This window comes from Ornithinibacillus proteolyticus (genome assembly GCF_039581225.1).
Classification (GTDB): Bacteria; Bacillota; Bacilli; order Bacillales; family Amphibacillaceae; genus Ornithinibacillus; species Ornithinibacillus massiliensis.
The window spans coordinates 1-18,624 of the sequence record NZ_JBCPXV010000054.1; the positions used below are offsets into that span (position 1 = coordinate 1).

At 35.2% G+C, this 18,624-nt stretch carries 16 protein-coding genes, 3 pseudogenes and 1 riboswitch; of the genes and pseudogenes, 4 read left to right on the plus strand and 15 right to left on the minus strand.

What is annotated here, in order from left to right:
• Window positions 1–412: 412 nt before the first annotated feature.
• From AAIB49_RS17200 to AAIB49_RS17230, 7 genes and pseudogenes are all read right to left on the minus strand, one after another.
• A complete protein-coding gene (locus tag AAIB49_RS17200; protein ID WP_339216972.1) occupies window positions 413–1,279 on the minus strand; it encodes a cation diffusion facilitator family transporter in 867 nt (288 codons plus the stop codon).
• 197 nt (window positions 1,280–1,476) lie between these two features.
• Window positions 1,477–1,947 carry a 6,7-dimethyl-8-ribityllumazine synthase gene (ribH, locus tag AAIB49_RS17205; protein WP_343458725.1) on the minus strand — a complete coding sequence of 157 codons (471 nt, stop codon included), beginning with the start codon at window positions 1,945–1,947 and terminating at the stop codon, window positions 1,477–1,479.
• A gap of 62 nt (window positions 1,948–2,009) precedes the next feature.
• Window positions 2,010–2,615, minus strand: a pseudogene (gene ribB, locus AAIB49_RS17210) (3,4-dihydroxy-2-butanone-4-phosphate synthase); the annotation flags it as partial.
• Window positions 2,616–3,165: 550 nt separating this feature from the next.
• Window positions 3,166–3,816 (minus strand): riboflavin synthase, encoded by a 651-nt coding sequence (gene ribE / locus AAIB49_RS17215; RefSeq protein WP_339216975.1) that lies wholly within the window; start codon window positions 3,814–3,816, stop codon window positions 3,166–3,168.
• Window positions 3,817–4,584: 768 nt separating this feature from the next.
• A riboswitch (FMN riboswitch) is annotated at window positions 4,585–4,729 on the minus strand.
• 339 nt (window positions 4,730–5,068) lie between these two features.
• Window positions 5,069–6,076 carry a ketoacyl-ACP synthase III gene (locus AAIB49_RS17220; RefSeq protein WP_339216977.1) on the minus strand — a complete coding sequence of 336 codons (1,008 nt, stop codon included), beginning with the start codon at window positions 6,074–6,076 and terminating at the stop codon, window positions 5,069–5,071.
• 296 nt (window positions 6,077–6,372) lie between these two features.
• Complete coding sequence (locus AAIB49_RS17225) at window positions 6,373–6,810, minus strand: GNAT family N-acetyltransferase (RefSeq protein WP_343458726.1); 438 nt, start codon at window positions 6,808–6,810, stop codon at window positions 6,373–6,375.
• A 257-nt stretch (window positions 6,811–7,067) separates the two neighbouring features.
• Window positions 7,068–8,003 carry an NADP-dependent oxidoreductase gene (locus tag AAIB49_RS17230; protein WP_343458727.1) on the minus strand — a complete coding sequence of 312 codons (936 nt, stop codon included), beginning with the start codon at window positions 8,001–8,003 and terminating at the stop codon, window positions 7,068–7,070.
• A gap of 266 nt (window positions 8,004–8,269) precedes the next feature.
• Between AAIB49_RS17230 and hpaB the strand changes: the two genes are divergently transcribed.
• A complete protein-coding gene (gene hpaB, locus AAIB49_RS17235; protein WP_343458728.1) occupies window positions 8,270–9,724 on the plus strand; it encodes a 4-hydroxyphenylacetate 3-monooxygenase, oxygenase component in 1,455 nt (484 codons plus the stop codon).
• Between the two features lie 218 nt (window positions 9,725–9,942).
• Here hpaB and AAIB49_RS17240 read toward each other — a convergent pair whose 3' ends face one another.
• Window positions 9,943–10,494, minus strand: a complete 552-nt coding sequence (locus tag AAIB49_RS17240; RefSeq protein WP_343458730.1) for a flavodoxin family protein — start codon at window positions 10,492–10,494, stop codon at window positions 9,943–9,945.
• A gap of 128 nt (window positions 10,495–10,622) precedes the next feature.
• On the opposite strand from AAIB49_RS17240, the gene AAIB49_RS17245 reads away from it, so the two are divergent.
• Window positions 10,623–11,522, plus strand: a complete 900-nt coding sequence (locus AAIB49_RS17245) for a LysR family transcriptional regulator (protein WP_343458732.1) — start codon at window positions 10,623–10,625, stop codon at window positions 11,520–11,522.
• 276 nt (window positions 11,523–11,798) lie between these two features.
• Here the strand turns inward: AAIB49_RS17245 and AAIB49_RS17250 are convergent, their stop codons facing one another.
• The 4 genes and pseudogenes from AAIB49_RS17250 to AAIB49_RS17265 form a co-directional block, all read right to left on the minus strand.
• Window positions 11,799–12,710 (minus strand): serine hydrolase domain-containing protein, encoded by a 912-nt coding sequence (locus tag AAIB49_RS17250; protein WP_339216983.1) that lies wholly within the window; start codon window positions 12,708–12,710, stop codon window positions 11,799–11,801.
• 487 nt (window positions 12,711–13,197) lie between these two features.
• Window positions 13,198–13,482: a hypothetical protein gene (locus AAIB49_RS17255; RefSeq protein ID WP_339216984.1), complete on the minus strand. Its 285-nt coding sequence runs from the start codon at window positions 13,480–13,482 to the stop codon at window positions 13,198–13,200.
• A 100-nt stretch (window positions 13,483–13,582) separates the two neighbouring features.
• A pseudogene (locus AAIB49_RS17260) lies at window positions 13,583–14,031 on the minus strand (GNAT family N-acetyltransferase).
• 144 nt (window positions 14,032–14,175) lie between these two features.
• Window positions 14,176–14,598 carry a hypothetical protein gene (locus tag AAIB49_RS17265; protein ID WP_339216985.1) on the minus strand — a complete coding sequence of 141 codons (423 nt, stop codon included), beginning with the start codon at window positions 14,596–14,598 and terminating at the stop codon, window positions 14,176–14,178.
• A 376-nt stretch (window positions 14,599–14,974) separates the two neighbouring features.
• Between AAIB49_RS17265 and AAIB49_RS17270 the strand changes: the two are divergent.
• Window positions 14,975–15,313 (plus strand): annotated as a pseudogene (locus tag AAIB49_RS17270) (transposase); the annotation flags it as partial.
• A gap of 156 nt (window positions 15,314–15,469) precedes the next feature.
• Here AAIB49_RS17270 and AAIB49_RS17275 read toward each other — a convergent pair.
• The 3 genes from AAIB49_RS17275 to AAIB49_RS17285 form a co-directional block, all read right to left on the minus strand.
• Entirely contained in the window at window positions 15,470–15,925 is a 456-nt protein-coding gene (locus AAIB49_RS17275) for a VOC family protein (protein WP_091773355.1), read from the minus strand.
• 182 nt (window positions 15,926–16,107) lie between these two features.
• The gene (locus AAIB49_RS17280) at window positions 16,108–16,698 is read right to left on the minus strand and encodes a nucleotidyltransferase domain-containing protein (RefSeq protein ID WP_343458737.1); all 591 of its coding nucleotides are present in this window, start codon (window positions 16,696–16,698) and stop codon (window positions 16,108–16,110) included.
• Window positions 16,699–16,816: 118 nt separating this feature from the next.
• Window positions 16,817–17,107 (minus strand): hypothetical protein, encoded by a 291-nt coding sequence (locus tag AAIB49_RS17285; RefSeq protein WP_343458739.1) that lies wholly within the window; start codon window positions 17,105–17,107, stop codon window positions 16,817–16,819.
• 668 nt (window positions 17,108–17,775) lie between these two features.
• Here AAIB49_RS17285 and AAIB49_RS17290 point away from each other — a divergent pair.
• A complete protein-coding gene (locus AAIB49_RS17290) occupies window positions 17,776–17,970 on the plus strand; it encodes a hypothetical protein (protein ID WP_343458741.1) in 195 nt (64 codons plus the stop codon).
• Window positions 17,971–18,624: the final 654 nt, after the last annotated feature.

Genomic DNA, 18,624 nt, shown 5'->3' on the forward strand with positions numbered 1-18,624 from the left:
ATTGAGTCCTCCTTGGTTACTTAAATTAAGGGTCCATTTTTGCTTCGAAGCTTTGGACACCTCGTATGATACCAAGAGGGCTCTTTTTGTTTCAATCCTCAAATTTCTTCATTACAGGAATGCTCCTTTTACATAGTAGCTGTGAGCTATTATGGATTAAAAATACTCCTTTTGCCTTCATCAACGACTTCGTAATTATATGACGAAATCATTTTAACCAATGTTCCTTCTTTAACTCTCTCCACTGTTTGTAGATGATTTTTTTAACAGATACTAAACTTAAATATTATTGCCAAAAGAAAAAGGCGACCATCCATGATCACCTTACTTTCTTATTGCAGTATTTAACTTTGACTATAGCCTTTCATAATCTATAGCTTCCTTTTAAAGCTTATAACTTCCTTACTAGTTTTTATTGTAATTCTGTTTCAGGTTCAACATGAATAAGGACATGTGATTTTTCAAATTCTGTTTGAATATCATGTTCTATTTTATCGCATAATTCATGTATGGTTTTAACTGTTTTATGGGAAAGAACTACCATGTGAAATTCAATATATTCATTTGGACCTGATCTTCTAGTTTTAAAATCATGTATTTCAAGAAATTGATCTTGATATTTATGAATGATGTCTAATATCTTTTCTTCTTCTTTTTGATTCAGTTTAGCATCAAGGAGAGGTGGAAACGCCTCTTTCATTAATTTTACTGCTTCAAACATGATATAAAGTGCTAACGCAATGCCTATTATCGGATCAAGAATATGCCAATCTGTTAAGTAAACCAAAAATAGTCCCGCTGCGACACCTAATGATGTATAAACGTCTGTAAGAAGATGGAAAGCATTTGATTTCATTGCAATAGAATTAACTCTATCAGCCTCTTTCTTTACTATTCTAGAAACAATGAAATTGACAATCGCTCCAACTAGCATTACCGCTAGTGCAAGGAAAGGAAATTTTATAGCTTCAGGATATAGGAGTTTATGAATACATTCGTAAATTATCCAGATTCCGGCAACAAAGATTAGAAGCGTCTCAATCGTTCCTGAGATGTTTTCTACTTTTCCATGCCCAAAGGGATGCTCCTTATCAGCTGGTTTTCCAGATATTCTAACCGATATAAATGCTATTAGCGAGGCTAATAGGTCTAGAGAAGAATGGATTGCTTCCGATATGACGGCTACAGAACCTGTGATTACGCCAACTATTAATTTTAACAGCACGACAAAGCTGTTGCTGATAACCGATAAAAAGGCAATACGAGGTGTTCTCAACATTACAATGACCCTTCCTTTCATTAATGGATTATTAATATATCAAATAAATTCGAGTGGGTCTATAGCAATGAAATAGACTAGTAGAAGCATTGTAACAACCTTCTAAAAGAGTTTCCTGAGGTGAAAATAATATAGGAAGGTGAAAAAGAAGAATTGTAAACGTAGAAAAGGGCAGCATATCGCTGCCCCTAAAATTACTACTGTTCCATAGCTTTAAACAAATTGGCCATTTCAATCGCATTAACCGCCGCTTCATATCCTTTGTTCCCCGCTTTTGTTCCTGCACGCTCAATTGCTTGCTCGATCGTATCTGTCGTCAATATCCCAAATATGATAGGGACTCCTGTTTGCAAACTTATACTAGCAATACCTTTTGCTGTTTCATTACTTACATATTCAAAGTGAGGTGTAGCTCCCCGAATTATGGCTCCTAATGTAATGATTGCATCATATTCCCCTCTTTCCGCTAGCTTTTTAGCAGCAATCGAAATTTCGAATGCACCTGGAACCCAGACTTGAGTTATATCAGCTTCGTTTACTCCATGTCTTCTTAACGCATCTTCCGCCCCACTAAGCAATTTGCTAGTGATAAATTCATTAAACCTAGCAATGATAATACCAACTTTTATATCTTTCCCGACTAAATTACCTTCAACAACTTGTTTCATTTGTCCATTTCCTCCATTAAGTTAGTGTAATTGGTCTATTAAAATTCTACTCGCTTACTATCTGTATCGATTTTTAACCGATATTGAATGAGAGCTTCAATTGTGATTAATTTAATAGCGAATTTCGCAGCGATTCTTTCCAAATCTGGAACACGAGCCATTGTTCCATCATCATTCATAATTTCGCAAATTACACCTGCTGGTTCTGCACCCGCTAATCTCGCTAAATCAATCGCCGCCTCTGTATGCCCCGCACGTTCTAATACTCCACCTGCTTTTGCAATTAAAGGAAAAACATGCCCAGGTCTTTTGAAATCAGCAGGACACGAATCGTCTTGTAGCAATTTTTTTATAGTTAACGCCCTTTCCCCAGCACTTATTCCAGTTGTTGTCTGAACATGGTCAATACTAACGGTAAAAGCTGTTTCATAATGATCCGTATTCCTATCTACCATTGGCTTCAACGCCAATTTCTGAGCCAACCCTTCCGCAACAGGAGCACAAATGAGCCCTCTCCCCTCTTTTGCCATAAAATTTATCATCTCTGGAGATACAAACTCCGCTAATCCTATAAAATCGCCTTCGTTTTCTCTATTTTCATCATCACATACTATGATGACTTTTCCCGCCCTTAAATCTTCCAATGCTTCTTCAACTTTGTGAAACATTCACCTTCTCCTCTCTTCATCCATCCGAGCTGATTATGTTTTTCTGTTACAACTTCCTATAATAGGCTGTGATTGTGCTGCTCTGTTACCTTTTCCTGCTTTCATTCCGGTAAAAGGGCACGGATCAACCTGCTCTGTTACCTTTTCCTGCTTCCTTTCCCGTAAAAGGGCACGGATCACCTTCCTCTGTTACCTTTTCCCGCTTCCTTTCCGGTAAAAGGGCACTGATCAACCTGCTCTGTTACCTTTTCCTGCTTTCATTCCGGTAAAAGGGCACGGATCGACCTTCTCTGTTACCTTTTCCTGCTTTCATTCCGGTAAAAGGGCACTGACCGGCCTTCTCTGTTACCTTTTCCTGCTTTCATTCCGGTAAAAGGGCACTGATCAACCTGCTCTGTTACCTTTTCCTGCTTCCACTCTCGTAAAAGGGCACTGATCAACCTGCTCTGTTACCTTTTCCTGCTTCCTTTCCCGTAAAAGGGCACTGATCACATTAATCCACTATCCTCACCTAATCCCATTCCCCATAAGGTTCTGGTGGGCTTTCCAATCAGCTAAATCCATGCTCTTTCAGAAACTCATTTGAAATAGTATTGGGTGGCAGGGTGGATTCCTTAGTGCCAACAATCGAGTAGATGTATTTGCCTATAACATCAAATTCTATATTTACGTCTTCTCCTACTCTTTTTTTACCGAGTACCGTTTCATTCGCTGTATGCGGTATAATGGAAACTGTTACACTAGTATCTGCTTTATTAAAAACAGTTAGAGAAATACCGTCAATTGCTATCGATCCTTTTAACAAAACTACATGCTTGAAGTTAGGCGGTAGCGAAATATTAATATAGATTGCGTTCTGTCTTCTCTCTCTTTTCGTTATTCTGCCAATAGTATCGACATGTCCGGTTACAATATGTCCCCCGAATCGGCTATCTGCACGCATTGCTCTCTCCAGGTTGACTGAAGTTCCTTTTTGCAGATTAGCTAATGTGGTTGTATGGAAGGTTTCAGGCATAACATCAGCAAAGAAACGATTATTATGAATATCCGTTACGGTTAAACAAACACCATTGATTGCAATACTATCGCCCAGTTTTATATCCTCCATTATTTTATTTGCTTTAATAGAAAGGGAAATCGTTTCTCCCTGCTTTTTCACTTCATCGATGCTGCCCATTTCCTCAATGATTCCAGTGAACAACGTTATTCCTCCTCTTTAAATTACACTGCCGTTATGCCGGCACTCTGGACTACTCATGAACTCGCGCCTAAAAAACATCCTCTAGAAACGTGATACGTTCTACCTATACAGAGGTCCGGCATTCTCCTTATTTAGTTCTAGGTAGCCCATTACACAGAACGAACTTCCATTTAATGCGAGGTAGATTATTAACATCCTAAGACTTAATAGGATGAGAGAAACACAATTTCAATTTAACTCCATACCAAAGAAGCATCACTACGGTGCTCTAAAAGGACAAATTCATAAATTACAATCCAAAAATTCAATCGTAAAAAGATAACGTAAATGGGACTTTCACCTTGGGGTCTTCTGGTGATTGAAGAGGGTTTTATGTTGCAGAAATAAAATGGGTCTTTCCTAACAATTCAGCGTCCTTCAAACATATGTTAGAAAAACTAATAGTGAATTCTGCCGGAATATCCATTTTCTTTCCGTAATGTTTACTGCGATATTTCTAACTAATGATATGCCTAGTTCAACATTACAAATGGAGTTTGCGTAAATGGTATCTATTTCACCAAAACTTTATGCTTATAGTATTTGGCCTCTTTATTGCTCTACCGAGTTGTTTTTTATGCTAGAGAGATACACATATAATGTTAGTAGAACACTATTCCTCCCTCCAGTTAAAAGTTTTTCCATTGTAAAAAAAATCCCCTGCTTATCTAGGCAGGGGAGAACAGTGCACAACAAAACTAAAGTCCAATAGTTTTTTGAACAATTTCCGCTTTTCTTCTCCCATCCAGACTTTTACTGTCGGCTTTGGAATTTCACCAAATCCACCGTGTTCACTAATTAAACACGGGTCACGGACTAAGAGGTTGCCCTCATCACCGCCGGTTGGGAATTGCACCCGACCCCGAAGAAAATCCTATTCAATTAATGGGTAAATTGCTGGTTACCTATAGTCCCCTCAAAATCTTGTCGTTAAAGGGGTTCCTATCCTAATCCTAACCAAGATTGCCATGATGGTTCATTTCGATTAACAAAAACCAATCATTTCAAAATATAATTCTCTACCCAATTTATATACTATAATCGTTCTACTGTATTTGCAAGGAAAGGGATTGAATTCTAATCATATCCAATCCCAATTTGTATTGAATTCAAGATAATCAGGATTGAGTACCATTGTTCCCACTGCTTTTTTCCCACTCTCAATCCCAACCTTTTAAAAGTCATAGGTACTCACTTTTTTTAGTAAAAGTCCTCACAACCCTACAGGCGTATTAACCTGCTCGTCAAAATTTATTTCTAAAAGCTGCCCTGCATGGACTAAACCTGCTCCAAAGCCATACATCAAAACGCGATCTCCATTTTTGACCTTTCCTTCCCTTAGGCCTAGTTCAAGCGCTAAAGGTATGGTTGCTGCTGATGTATTTCCAAACTTGACCAAGCTGTAAAGCGCTTTTTCCAATGGGAAATCTAATTTTTCACAAATTGGTTCTATCAACCGTAAGTTAGCACTATGGGGAATCAACCAATCTACCTCATCCAAACGCATCTGTGACTTCTCTAACAACTGTCTAATATTTTCTGGAACATTTCTTGTAACCCAGCGAAAAACTTCTCTACCATTTTGCACAAGGTATTGTGTATCGATTAACTCAATCCCATTAACCTTGTTTGATAGCCCAGTACGGTATACATGTTGAGCTCCACTTCCATCACTTCCTAAATGGAACCCCATGAAACTGTTTTGTTTCTCATCGCTTTCAATCAATACCGCTCCTGCACCATCACCAAATAATACACATGTGCTTCTATCGGTATAATCGGTGATTTTCGATAACGTTTCCGCTCCTACGACAAGAACCTTTTTGTGCAATCCAGACGCTATATAAGTATGTGCTGTATGCAACCCGTAAACAAATCCAGCACAAGCGGCACTCAAATCTAAAGCACCTGTTTGCGAGATATTTAATCGGTCTTGTATGATGCTTGAGACAGATGGAAATGGAAAATCTGGTGTACTTGTTGCAACGATAATCATATCTACATCATCGACTTTTTTATCATACCTTTGCATTAAATCTTTTATAGCAGATACACATAAATCACTAGTGAATTCATCAGAACGTGATATTCTACGCTCATGAATTCCTGTCCTTTGAACAATCCATTCATTATTCGTTTCGACCATTTGCTCCAATTCAAAATTAGTTAGTCGTTTTTCCGGCACATATGTTCCAATAGCCGTTATTCTTGCCCCAATCATGTGTTCACCTCATTTATTAGTATCTAATATTAATACCTGGTACTAATTATAACATATTTATTTGATAATTTGTCAATGTAACATGTTGAATAGAACGTATCTACATCCAATCTATCTCCATATATTTCCACATCTAAACATTAGTGGTGTCACGGAACAAAAGAATACTAATGTAAAAAGTGGACGGGTATTTACCCCATCCACTTTTTTATAATGCTCCTCTTATTATCTGTAGTTTAACTAGAATATACATAACCATCCTGCTATTTTAGTATCTTTTATGAAAAAAACTTATCTTATAAGGAAATACTCATAGTAATTGTCCTGTTTTCAAAGCCCAAGCTTTCATATATTTTCATCGCGGGATTTCCAGCAAATACGCTTAAACGAATTTCGGAGTATCCTTCTTGTTTCAATTGTTCCATACCTGTTTTAATTAATTGTTTGGAAATACCTTTACCTCTATATTCCTCTAAAACAAATACTTCATAAATAAATCCGAAAGCCTTACCAGAAAATTTGTCTTTGCTTCCTCCTATCAGAATCCACCCTGTCATTACATTGTTTTCCGTGGATATTAAATAATAACACCCCTTCTTTAAGAGAGGTTCTACCAGCTGTTTTGCTTTTTCCAGCGTTGGTTGTGTTTCACCTAAAGTTCCCTCAAATATCGCTTGTGGAGTAAGTGCTAATATCTTTTCAATTTCTACCTCATTTGGTTTTCTTATGTTCACTTTTCAACTCACCCATTCTAATAAAATATTACACCTATATTTCATATACTTTTATGTAAATATGAGGTTCCTTTTTCAAAAAGTGTATCATAGGTTTCTAAATTTTGTATAAAATTCTATCTAATAATCAAATTTTCAATCGTGACAACGAAAAAAGCTAATGTCAGCAAAATAGGACATTAGCTTCTTATATTCCTGTTTGAAAGGATAAATCCATTGTCATTTAAGCATTTTAAAGACGGAACATATATCCTTTATTATTTTATCTTAATAACGATTTTCCCTTTTGCATGATGTGTCTCACTTAATTGATGGGCTTCCTTCAAGCCAGCTTCTGTAAATGGCATAACGTGTCCGATGATTGATTTAACAATACCGCGTTCCATTAGATCTGCAATTTCAGAAAGCTGTTTTCCACTCGGATTAAGCCAGTAAGAACCAGCCTTTATCCCTTTTTCCTTTGCCCTTTCCTCGCTTGGCGTGCCTGCAATTGATACGAGCTTTCCGCCTTCCTTTAACACATCAAAACTCTTATCCATTATTTCTCCACCCATCGTATCCAGCACGATATCGTAATCGGATAAGACGTCCGAAAAGTCTTGTTCTTTATAATTAATAAATTGGTCAACACCTAATTCATTTAACAATTCTTTATTTTTTTCACTGGCAGTAGAAGCCACATACGCACCAAAATGCTTAGCAAACTGAATCGCATAACTGCCAACACCACCAGCACCTGCATGTATTAAAACTTTATCTCCCGCTTTTATATTTGAAAAATCAACCAGACATTGCCATGCGGTCTCACCTGCAAGTGGAACTGCCGCAGCCTCTTCAAATGTTATGTTATCAGGAATTAGAGCCAGTAAATCCTCATCTACTGCTGTATATTCAGCATATGTTCCTTTGTTAGTTGTTGCTGGTCGAGCAAAGACACGGTCCCCTACCTTAAATCTTGTCACATCTTTTCCTACTTCTTTCACAACCCCAGCTGCATCCCAACCTAAAATGATTGGGAAAGAAAATGGAAGCATCTCTTTCAAATATCCGTAACGCATCTTCCAGTCTATTGGATTTATCGATGTCGCATATAACTCGACAAGAACTTGATTATTCTCGATTTCGGGTGTTGGTATCTCTTGCTCCTTTAATTCATTAATAGAGCCATATTGATTAATAATGATTGCTTTCATTTATATAAACTCCCTCTTGTCTTTTTATTTCAAACCATTACGTATAAATTTAACAACATATTTATAGTATTAACTACTTTTTTGCTCTTATGAAGTACTACTTGAGCTTTTCAGTTTGGTTTCTGCTGTTGGGAATTAGCTAAAATCAGATGACTTTAGATTGCTTTTCCAATGATAATAGTGGAACTGACAAGGGAATAGACTAATAAAATAGTACAGTGGAGATGAATCTGCATTAAAAAGCAAATGGATATAGGAGTGTTATTATGGGAGCAATTAATGGGACGGAATTTATTAATCGCTTAAATCAGCTAGATACTGAAATTTGGCTAGATGGAAAAAAGATAGAGGGGAAAATCTCTGAGCATCCAGTATTTAAAGGAGTTCTTCAGACTAAGGCTTCCTTATATGATATGCAGCATCATCCTAAATATAAAGATGAGTTGACTTTTCTTTCGCCAGAAACAGGTGATTCTGTCGGCCTTTCCTTCTTACAACCCAAAAAGAAGGATGACTTAATAAAAAGACGAAAAGCAGCTGAGCATTGGGCTAGACAAACTGGTGGTTTGATGGGAAGGAGTCCAGATTACCTCAATACCGCTGTAATGAGTTTTGCCTCTTCTTCTCCTGTATTAAGTGGACGTGTAAATTGTTTTCCGGAAAATATTCAATCTTTATATAAATTAGCGATGAAAAAAGACCTTTCATTCACCCATACCTTTGTCTCACCCCAAGTAAATCGTTCCGAAACATATTTAGAATCCTCTGAAGAAGAACCAATTGTCGCCCGGGTGGTTGATCGGAATGAAGAAGGAATAGTTATTAAAGGAGCACGTCTCCTAGCTACTCAAGGCGGATTAACTGACGAAGTATTAGTTTTCAGTAATCCAGCTTTCTTGTTAGATGAGGAGGAAGCTTTTGCTTTTTCCATTCCATCAGATACTATCGGTTTAAAATTTATTTGCCGAGAGTCGTTCATTGGTGGAGATTCACTTTTTAATCATCCCTTAAGCTCTCGATTTGAAGAAATGGATACCCTTCTTGTGTTTGACAATGTTCTAGTTCCGTGGAATCGAGTATTCTATTATGACAATGCTATGGCAGCCACAGATTTCTTATTCCAAAGTTCTTTTCACGCTTTTACGGCCCACCAAGCCGTGACCAGACAAATTGTCAAAACCGAATTCATTTTAGGTCTTGCTGAGCTTTTAGTACAAACCATTAACGTGAGCGAGTACCAACATATACAAGAAAAGCTGTCAGAAATCATTATTGGTCTTGAAACAATAAAGGCATTGTTGGAGAAATCGGAAAATGATGCAGCATTGGACCAATGGGGAACAATGCGACCGAATATCGTTCCACTTCAGGTTGCCAATAACATCTTCCCTAAAATTTATCCCCGCTTCACCGAAATCATTCAATTAATTGGAGCTAGCGGACTGGTTGGTTTGCCTACGGAAAATGCATTTAATTCTCCGATCCGAGACGATCTCAATCAGTACCTTCAAGCAGCAACGAAAAACGCAAAGGATCGAGTGAAAATATTTAGGTTAGCCTGGGATCTGACTATGAGTTCATTTGGAACGAGACAAACTCAATATGAAAGGTACTTCTTTGGAGATCCCATCCGATTATCAAGCCGTCTATACAAAGCCTATCCACTTACTGATTATGTGAAAGAGGTTAGTAATTTCTTAGATTTGGAAACTGAAGTATAAAAAAAGCGAAATAAAAATAATAGATTCTAAGCTGCTTTTAAAGTGCTATTATCATTAGGCCTGCTCGAGTTAGAATGAAACCTTTACTATAAAGCAGGCCCATTTGGTTTTCTTAAGGCTTTATCTCACTAACACCTTTCTTAATTTCAAGATAATAATTATAGAGTGCCGTTTTCGAATGGTCATTAATGATTTTGATGAGCACAACATTATATTTATTAATTTACCTGATGTTTTAAGGAGCCATGAATCTGTTCTGCAATTACCAATGCTTGCTCATCCTGAAGAATGTCATTTGGTTTATTCCCTTGACCAAGTACATATCCCTCAAAAGAAATACCTATAAAATCAAAAATGTATTGAAATTGCTCAATCAATGGTAGTCCTTTTAATAATGGGCTATCTCCTCCAACCGCAATTACATAGGCTTTCTTGGAAGACATAACATCTTTAAAATCAGGATAGTTCGCATCTTTTAATGTCTGTGACCAGCGATCAATAAACAACTTCATTGTTCCAGACATACTATACCAATAAATAGGGGTTGCGAAAAGAAGAATATCATGGGACAGAACCCTATTCAAGATAATGTTATAATCATCATTTACTTCTTCAAATCCCCCCTGAACATGACGCTGATCGTTAATTGGTTTGATTTCATAATCCTTTAAATATATCTTCTCCACAGGTAAATCTTGAATTACTCGTTCTGTTAGAGTCTCCGTATTACCATTTACCCGTGTTCCTCCATAAATAACGCCTATTGTCATTACTTACTACTCCTTTATCATACATAGTTTGTTGTTTGAATACTCCTATCTTATAATGGAAATAAGAATCGATAAAGATGATGATTTCGATTATATCAATCACAAATTCCGATTAAGAGGTGACTTAGATGGAGACAAAGCAATTAATTACGTTTAAAGTAGCTGCAGAGAATTTGAACTTCACACAAACAGCAAAGATACTAAAATTTGCCCAATCTAGTGTAACAGCACAAATTAAGTCCCTTGAAGAAGAACTCGATACGAAGTTATTTGAACGGTTAGGAAAAAGAATATATTTAACAGAATCAGGAAAACAGTTCAAACATTATGCTGAGAAAATGATTGCACTATCAGAGGAAGCAAAATTAGTAACTAGCGGGATAAAAGAACCTTCAGGCACCATTGTGATTGGCGCACAAGAAAGCCAATGCACTTACCGTCTTCCGCCAATACTAAAAGAATTTAAAAAGCAATTTCCTAATATTAAGCTGGTATTTAAACCTGCTCATTCCGACGAATTAGCAAAAGAAGGATTACGAAATGGAAATCTTGATATAGCTTTTATCATGGATATAGTTAAACCAGGACATTCACTAACCACAGAACCGCTTACCCAGGATGAAATGAAACTTGTAGCTTCACCTGAACATCCCTTAGCAAGTAAAAATATAGTCTTCACGAAAGACTTAGAACAGGAAACCTTTCTATTAACTGAAAAAGGGTGCTCCTACCGCACGATTTTAGAAGATACTTTACATGAAGCTGGTGTCTTCTCAACTAATAAGTTCGAATTTGTTAGTATAGAGGCCATAAAACAATGTGTGATGGCTGATTTAGGAATAGCTATTCTACCAGCAATGGTAGTAGAACGTGATATTAAGGATGGTCGTATGAAAGAACTAAAATGGGAGCAAACTGTTCCAACTCTTTATACTCAGATTGCTTGGCATAGTGATAAGGAATTGACAATTCCTATACAGTCTTTTATAGAGTTAACTCGACGGACTTTAAGGGAGAATCAACTTTAAAATAGTCAAGATCAATTTTTGAGTTGATACAAAATACTTATTAAATATCACCAAGAAAACTAACTATTTTTAAACTAATTAGTTTTTCTTGGTGGATTAGTGTTCATATATCTTCTTCAAATTTTCGAGTTAACTTTCTTAATACAAGTTATGTTCATTTCAAACCTTCACTATAAAACCATGAGCCACGCTTCCATGTTTATCTAAAGTTCGGGTAGATAATTCTTTTCATTTATCCTTACCTACATTCTCCGAAAGTATTTCAGCATAACTCCTTCATTCATTATTAACAATGTGATCAGTGACACAAGGAAGTAAATAGTCCTTAAAATAATCTATAAGTCTAGATGTGTCATCTTTTATACTGCTTGTCATCACTACTACCAACCGATATTCAGGTGCAAGAATAATATATTGCCCCTCGTACCCTACAGCTAGAACAATCCTACCTATTTGATTGTCAAATTGTTTATTCCACCAGTGGTATGCATAGGAGGTGTCATCATTAACTTTAACTTTTGGACTTGTAGATTCCTCAATCCATTCAATAGGCAAGATTTGTTTAGATTTCCATCGTCCTTCATTTACATAAAGAGCTCCGAATTTTAACATATCAACCGTTTTCATTGTTAATCCGAATCCACCAATGGCTATATCTTGAGCATCACGATTCCACTTATAATCTGTTATTCCTAAAGGTGTAAATAAATACTTTTTAGCAAAGTCTTCCGTATGTAATCCCGTCGTCTTTTGTAAGATGGCACTTAATAACTGTGATGAACCGCAGCTGTATACCATTTCTTTTCCTGGAGGATGATCAACGTCCTGTTTAAGTACAAAGTTGACCCAATTTTTGCTAGGTATCATACCACTATTGCCCGGCCAATGTAACCCTGAAGTCATAGTTAATAGATGCTTGATCGCAATTCTCTGATCCTCTTTATCTTTATTAAATTCCGGAAAGTAATTAATTATTGGTGTATTGACATTTTCGATATAGCCTTTATCTATCGCAATTCCAATTAGTGCAGAAAGAATGCTTTTTGTGACAGAATATATTTTATGTTGTTTTTCTTTCATTTTGTTGTTTCGAAAGTATTCAAATATCACAGTATTATTCCTTTGCACAAGGACGCTATCAACTTTGTCTTTTTTTATTGCCTTTTCAAACTCCGTTAAAGATTTCATTCTACTGGGGATCCCCCTTATATAGTAATCCAATATCTATCACTCCTCTTTGGGAAGAGAAAAATAACAACAAAGTTAATGTGAACTAAGCTTTCTGCTTTAGTACAGTAATTAATATGATTACACATAAAAAAGCCACAGAATTATATAAATAACCCTGTGGCCAAATGTTTAAAATCATACAAATGCCGAAGTTCATAATTGCCTAGTCAAATCATGAAAACAAAATTCCCTTATCTTTATCCGTTTGAATGAGAGGCAATATATTTAACTTCCAAGGTTATCTTCTCTAAAATTATCATTGTTACCTCTCACCCCTTTCATTAATATTAAGAAAATTATACCATTTTTATATTGAAATCAAACAAGAATCCAGTAGAAGAAAGATGTTATAAAAATAATAATTGACCTTTGCCTCTTTATGTTCGGAGAAGCCTTTTTTCACGAAACCCTGATATGATTAACACAGCCGTTAGTGAACATTTAATTACGTAGTCATAGAAAATCCTATTTTTATCCCTATAGGAATGGAAATCCAAGTAATTATAAGTGATATAATGAAATAAGGTATTAAATCCTTATAAAACTGAATTAGAACGAATATCGCACCAACCCCCCAGATAACAAGAATGATGAAAAACTCTGGTGCAACATATGTTTCATCTGTATAATTTTCAGCAATGGTTCCACCAGCAAAAAACATAGATATCATGAGAGCAATAAAACCACTTATTAAAAGATTAACCAGTGCTATTATCTTTCGTTTACTCATGATTTCTCCCTCCCTTCACTTCCTCACAACTATCCTTTCCTTTGACTCAGCAATTCATTGCCCTTGATATACAAAAGCACCCTTTATTTGATAAGCGTCATTAACACTTATATTCCATTTTTAAAAACTCAAATGTACTACCATTTGTATTTTGCATAAAAGTCTCAACATCTTTAAAACCAACTTTTCTGTATAAATTTATCGCTCTTTGATTAAAAGTTGCCACTGATAATGTGATTTTTTCAGGTGTGAATTCTGATTGGATAAAATTAATACCTGCCCTTAAAAATCTTGTCCCATTCCCTTTTCCAGTTAAATCTGGTCTCATTCCTAAACCAATATCAAAAATTCTATCAGTAACTTTACTAACACTAAGGAAAGCAACCAGGTCATCTCCTTTTGTTACAGCAAACGTTGCGTTTCCTCGTTCTTCTGGATTTAAAAATTGTTCTAAATCATATCATAAAAAGAATACTCCCCATCATAATGCCAGTTAAACGCGATATCTTCAGCTTGTTCTTGTGTCAAAACACTAAATTTATAAGCCATTTTTATTCTCCTTTATTGTGCCACTTTCCTACCTCAATAGCTTATTAACTTCTAGTTAAATATTAACATAATTTTCAGATAATAATACCAGGTATTTAACCAAAAGAAAAAGGTGATCTTCTTTGACAACCTTTTCTTGAACTTTTATGCGTATTTTTCATTTTTGGTTAGGAAAATGTAATAATAGCTAATTAAAAATAATACTTCCAGTAATACTAAAGCACCCATCATAGAAGTTGCTATCATCGGAGCAAAATTGAAGATAGCACTTATACCAGCCAAGATTAATAAGAACGACATAACGTTTACTAAGTTGTATAACGGCTTTTTATTCGTTTTTGTCGCTAAACTGTCCAGCAGTTGGAAAATAATAATAAATACCATAAACATACCTGCAATAATAAACACAACTCCAACTACAGCTACAATTATCCCTGAAGTAGTTGACATAGCTATCGATAAGGGCGAATTACCTGTTAAATTCAACAAGAAAAAGAAAATACTGTGAGCAATCATAATAATGACATAGGGTTTGACCTTTAAAATTGTTTGCTTCGTTCTCCCCAATTCAATTATCCCAAAAAATATCGAGACATATCCAATGATGTTAGTTATGTAGTAAGTCACTCCGATATCCCAAAAACTTAAATTTGTTTTAAAGAAGACAAAGATTAATCCTACAAAAATATTTATCATTAATAACTTACCTCCTTTATCATTGGCTATCTATAACGTAATCAGCACACTATCTTCCTTTTAAATAGCCCGTATGTGTAAGTTATTTTTCTACACAAGCCATTTAACCTCACTCTATTTTACCATATATTCAAAATTTTTATAATTTAATTTCACCTGTGATTGCCATAGAACTTACAACGTCGCAACGTATTTACCAATTGAGAGATTTATCATATCGTGGATAAAAAGCCTAATTCCTGCCTGTTTCGGGCGAGGAATTAGGCTTTTTACTTTTGCCGGTATAGATCCCAGTGTCTTTGAATCTGGACGATTCAAGGGGACAGTCAATCGTATTACTAAAAGAGGATCTAGCCGACTGAGACATGCCTTATTTATGGCGGTTCGCTCCGCAATCCGTGATGCTCGCAAGCAAAAGACAACGGAAGAAATCATTCCTCGTAACAAGAAATTACGAGCATTTTATGATAAAAAACGAGAAGAAGGAAAGCCTTATAAAGTAGCGATAATTGCGTGTGCCAATAAACTATTACATTGGATTTACGCCATATTGAAAAGCAACTCTACCTTCCAAGATATTGCGTAACTAGTTAACTTAACCAAATACTCCAAAGCCTTCCAATTAAAGAATTCAGGAGGGTTATTTGGCAAGTGCAAAATAAGTATATCACAATTAATTTAAGTTTTTTAGAGAAAAATATTGACAACTATTAGCTGGTTTAGTTGAAGATGAAATAATTTATTATTTATTTATTTCTTCCCACTCACTTAAATACATACGATCTGTTATGTTTTTGGGATTATCTATTTTACAAATAAATTCTAAACTATTACCATCAGGATCATTAAAATGAATTTTAGCGTGTGCATAATCTTCGTGAGGCATAACAAAAGGTTCCACTGGCTTAAATCCAAAAGCCTCTCTAGGTTTATATCCTTTGTTCTTTAACCAAGTTACCGATTCCTTTAGTCCTTGTAATGAAACTTGAAAAGCTATATGTCTTATAGATGGATGGTATTCAAGTTCTACTCTATCGCTTTTCCATAAACCCAACCAACTCTTATCTTTTTCAATCCATAAAAATGCCAACCTATTCTCAACGGTATGATCAAGTTCAAGTCCTAGGTCAGTATAAAACTCTATTGAACGATTTAAATCACTTACTGGTAAATGTGCTTCATATAATCCTTTTATCAATGATTTTCCCCCACAATTCTATAACTTTCAATTTTATTATAACCTTCACGAGATTCTTGTTAAACTAATTCTACCCCTTTAGTTAAATAACTTCAACAAAGAAGGTACTTCTCCTTCTTTAAGAAAAGCACCCGTTACTTTAAGTACATAACTTCACAAATTCCATATTTCTAATAATAACATTATATATATTTGTTTAACTCAACTTCACACTTTTCAATAAAATCATGTAATTCTGGCTCTATATTTACTTTTATTTCCTTTATTATTTGGGACATTAAATAAAGAATATTGTTATTTTCAATTTCTTTATTCAGTGTTCTTTTTGCTAATTTAACTATATTAAATTCAGCCTCTTCATTACCTCTTAAAAAATATTTTAAATTTAAAATCCATAATTTTAGTAAATGATGGTACTTATTAACTGGTACCTCTATCAAAGAAGGAATATGTGGGGTAGCCATAACTTGAATATCAATTAACCAAAATACGGGAAAATCTTTTTGAACAAAAGATATGACGTACTCGTTAGGTAATAGACTTGGACTCCAATCGTAAAATAAAATGTTAAAGTTACTTTGAATTAAACTTGGTAATTCCTTTGCAAATTCTCCATTGTCAGAACCAGAGACATCAATTCCTATATCAATATCCGAATATTCATCATGATTGCCTTTTGATAAACTTCCTCTAAGAAAGGTTCTCTGAACACTCGGATGCTTTCTAAAGAACGCAATTAGTTCGTTTGCTTTATCTATTCTCTTATCACCCATTATGTCACCGTTCCTTCCTTACTTCTTGAATTAACCTATACTGTTACCTTAATAACTTCAACAAAAAGGCAATCAATCCTTCTTGGTTTAACGATTAACGCCCCCGTTTGTTTAATTGCTAACCATTATTCTGTTTAATTTGCTGCTCTTTTTCTTTAAGCAAAACTGCAAATTTTGCAAACAAGATAGGAATAAGTGAAAAGACAATACAAATGGGAACGATTAGAATAGTTAAAGATACAGCATCAACAACGATAGAATAAATTAAACCCACTAATCCACTTACTATTAAAATTACCCATGACGGGAAACGTTTGAATGTGAAGCTAACTAAACCACTTCCTAACATAATCAACATGATTAGTACGAGGAAATGCCACCATAATGTAAAGTAGAAACCTAAAGCCACTTTATCTCCCCCTTATTTAACTCTTCTGCCCCGTTAGTTGAGGTACTCAATATTCAGAATCCTATATGTATTTTAACATAAATATCCAATTATTAGTTTCATCAACAATTAACTACTCCCATAAATTTTAAGATAATAAATCGCAACAAAGTATCCAAAAAAACCTCCGTTCCTATTTTAGAACAGAGGGTTAATAAATGTCGCTATCCACTTTAATGAAATTTACCAACTTTAATATTACTGTACAATAACAACAACGCACCACTCGATACCTGCCAATTCTAACAGTTACACTCTTTACAATATTCCTTTGCATATCTACATTGGAACACTTTCTTCCCTCTTAATTCTTATATTCAACAATATGGATTAAATATTACAAACTAAATTAAATTTCTTTTCTCTACTATGTACAACCAAAATAAACTCCTCCTAAAATCCACCCTTCCAACCCGCATTCCACCGTCCGAGTTAAAATAAAGTTTACCGACGGAACCCCCATTTTTCCACTTTTTCGGTTCAAAAATGCACGTTTTTCCACCTTTTTTCCACTCGTTTTTTCACCTTTTTTTCTGTTTTAAAATAAAGTTCTCCGAAAAATAATGGAGAAAAGAATTGAAGAGGAAAAAAAATATTGGATGTATATTGATTTATTATTGAGTTAAATATTGAGTGGGATATTGGGCAAACCCAATGATGGCAAGGGATATAACAAAAAGAAGAGGGAAGAGGGAAGAAAAAGAACTCTTTTCTCCCCCACTCTTTCATCTATTATCCGAGAAATTATTGATGCAGACCCCGAAATCGGAAATGTTTATTTTAACGGAATCAAGGTTGGAATCGGTAATGTTTATTTTAATTAGGGATTGTATTTTTTAATTAGACAACCGCTGTACAACCAAAATAAACTCCTGCTAAATCTCCCCCCTCCAACCCGCATTCCACCGTTCGAGTTAAAATAAAGTTTTGCTACGGAACCCCCATTTTGATGGATTTCCGGTTCAAAAATGACCGTTTTTTCGCTTGTTTTCCACTCGTTTTTTCACCTTTTTTTCGGAGTTGGAATAAAGTTTTGGGAATGGAATAAGGAAAAATTCTAGAAAAGATAGTGGAGAAAAGAGGGATAAAATAAAGAGAAAATATTGAATGAGTATTGATTTATTATTGAATTGGATATTGGATAAACCCAGTAATGACAAGGATTTAGGAACATAACTGTATTGAAAAGCTATTGGAATAGACATAAAAAACTCGGGCTCCTGATGAGGAAAACCCGAGAAATTATTGGATCTATATTGAAATAAGCAAATGTTTATTACTACGGAATTGGTGTTGGGAGTAGCAAGAGTTTATTTTGGTTGTCAGGTGTTTATTCGTGATCTATAACCGCTGTGCCGTAATATTAAACATCTGATTTTTTCCCCCACCTCAAACCCGCATCCCACCGTTGCCGTTAAAATAAAGTTTTGCTAGGCAACCCCCATTTTGAACGTTTTTTCTTTCAAAAACAGGCACTT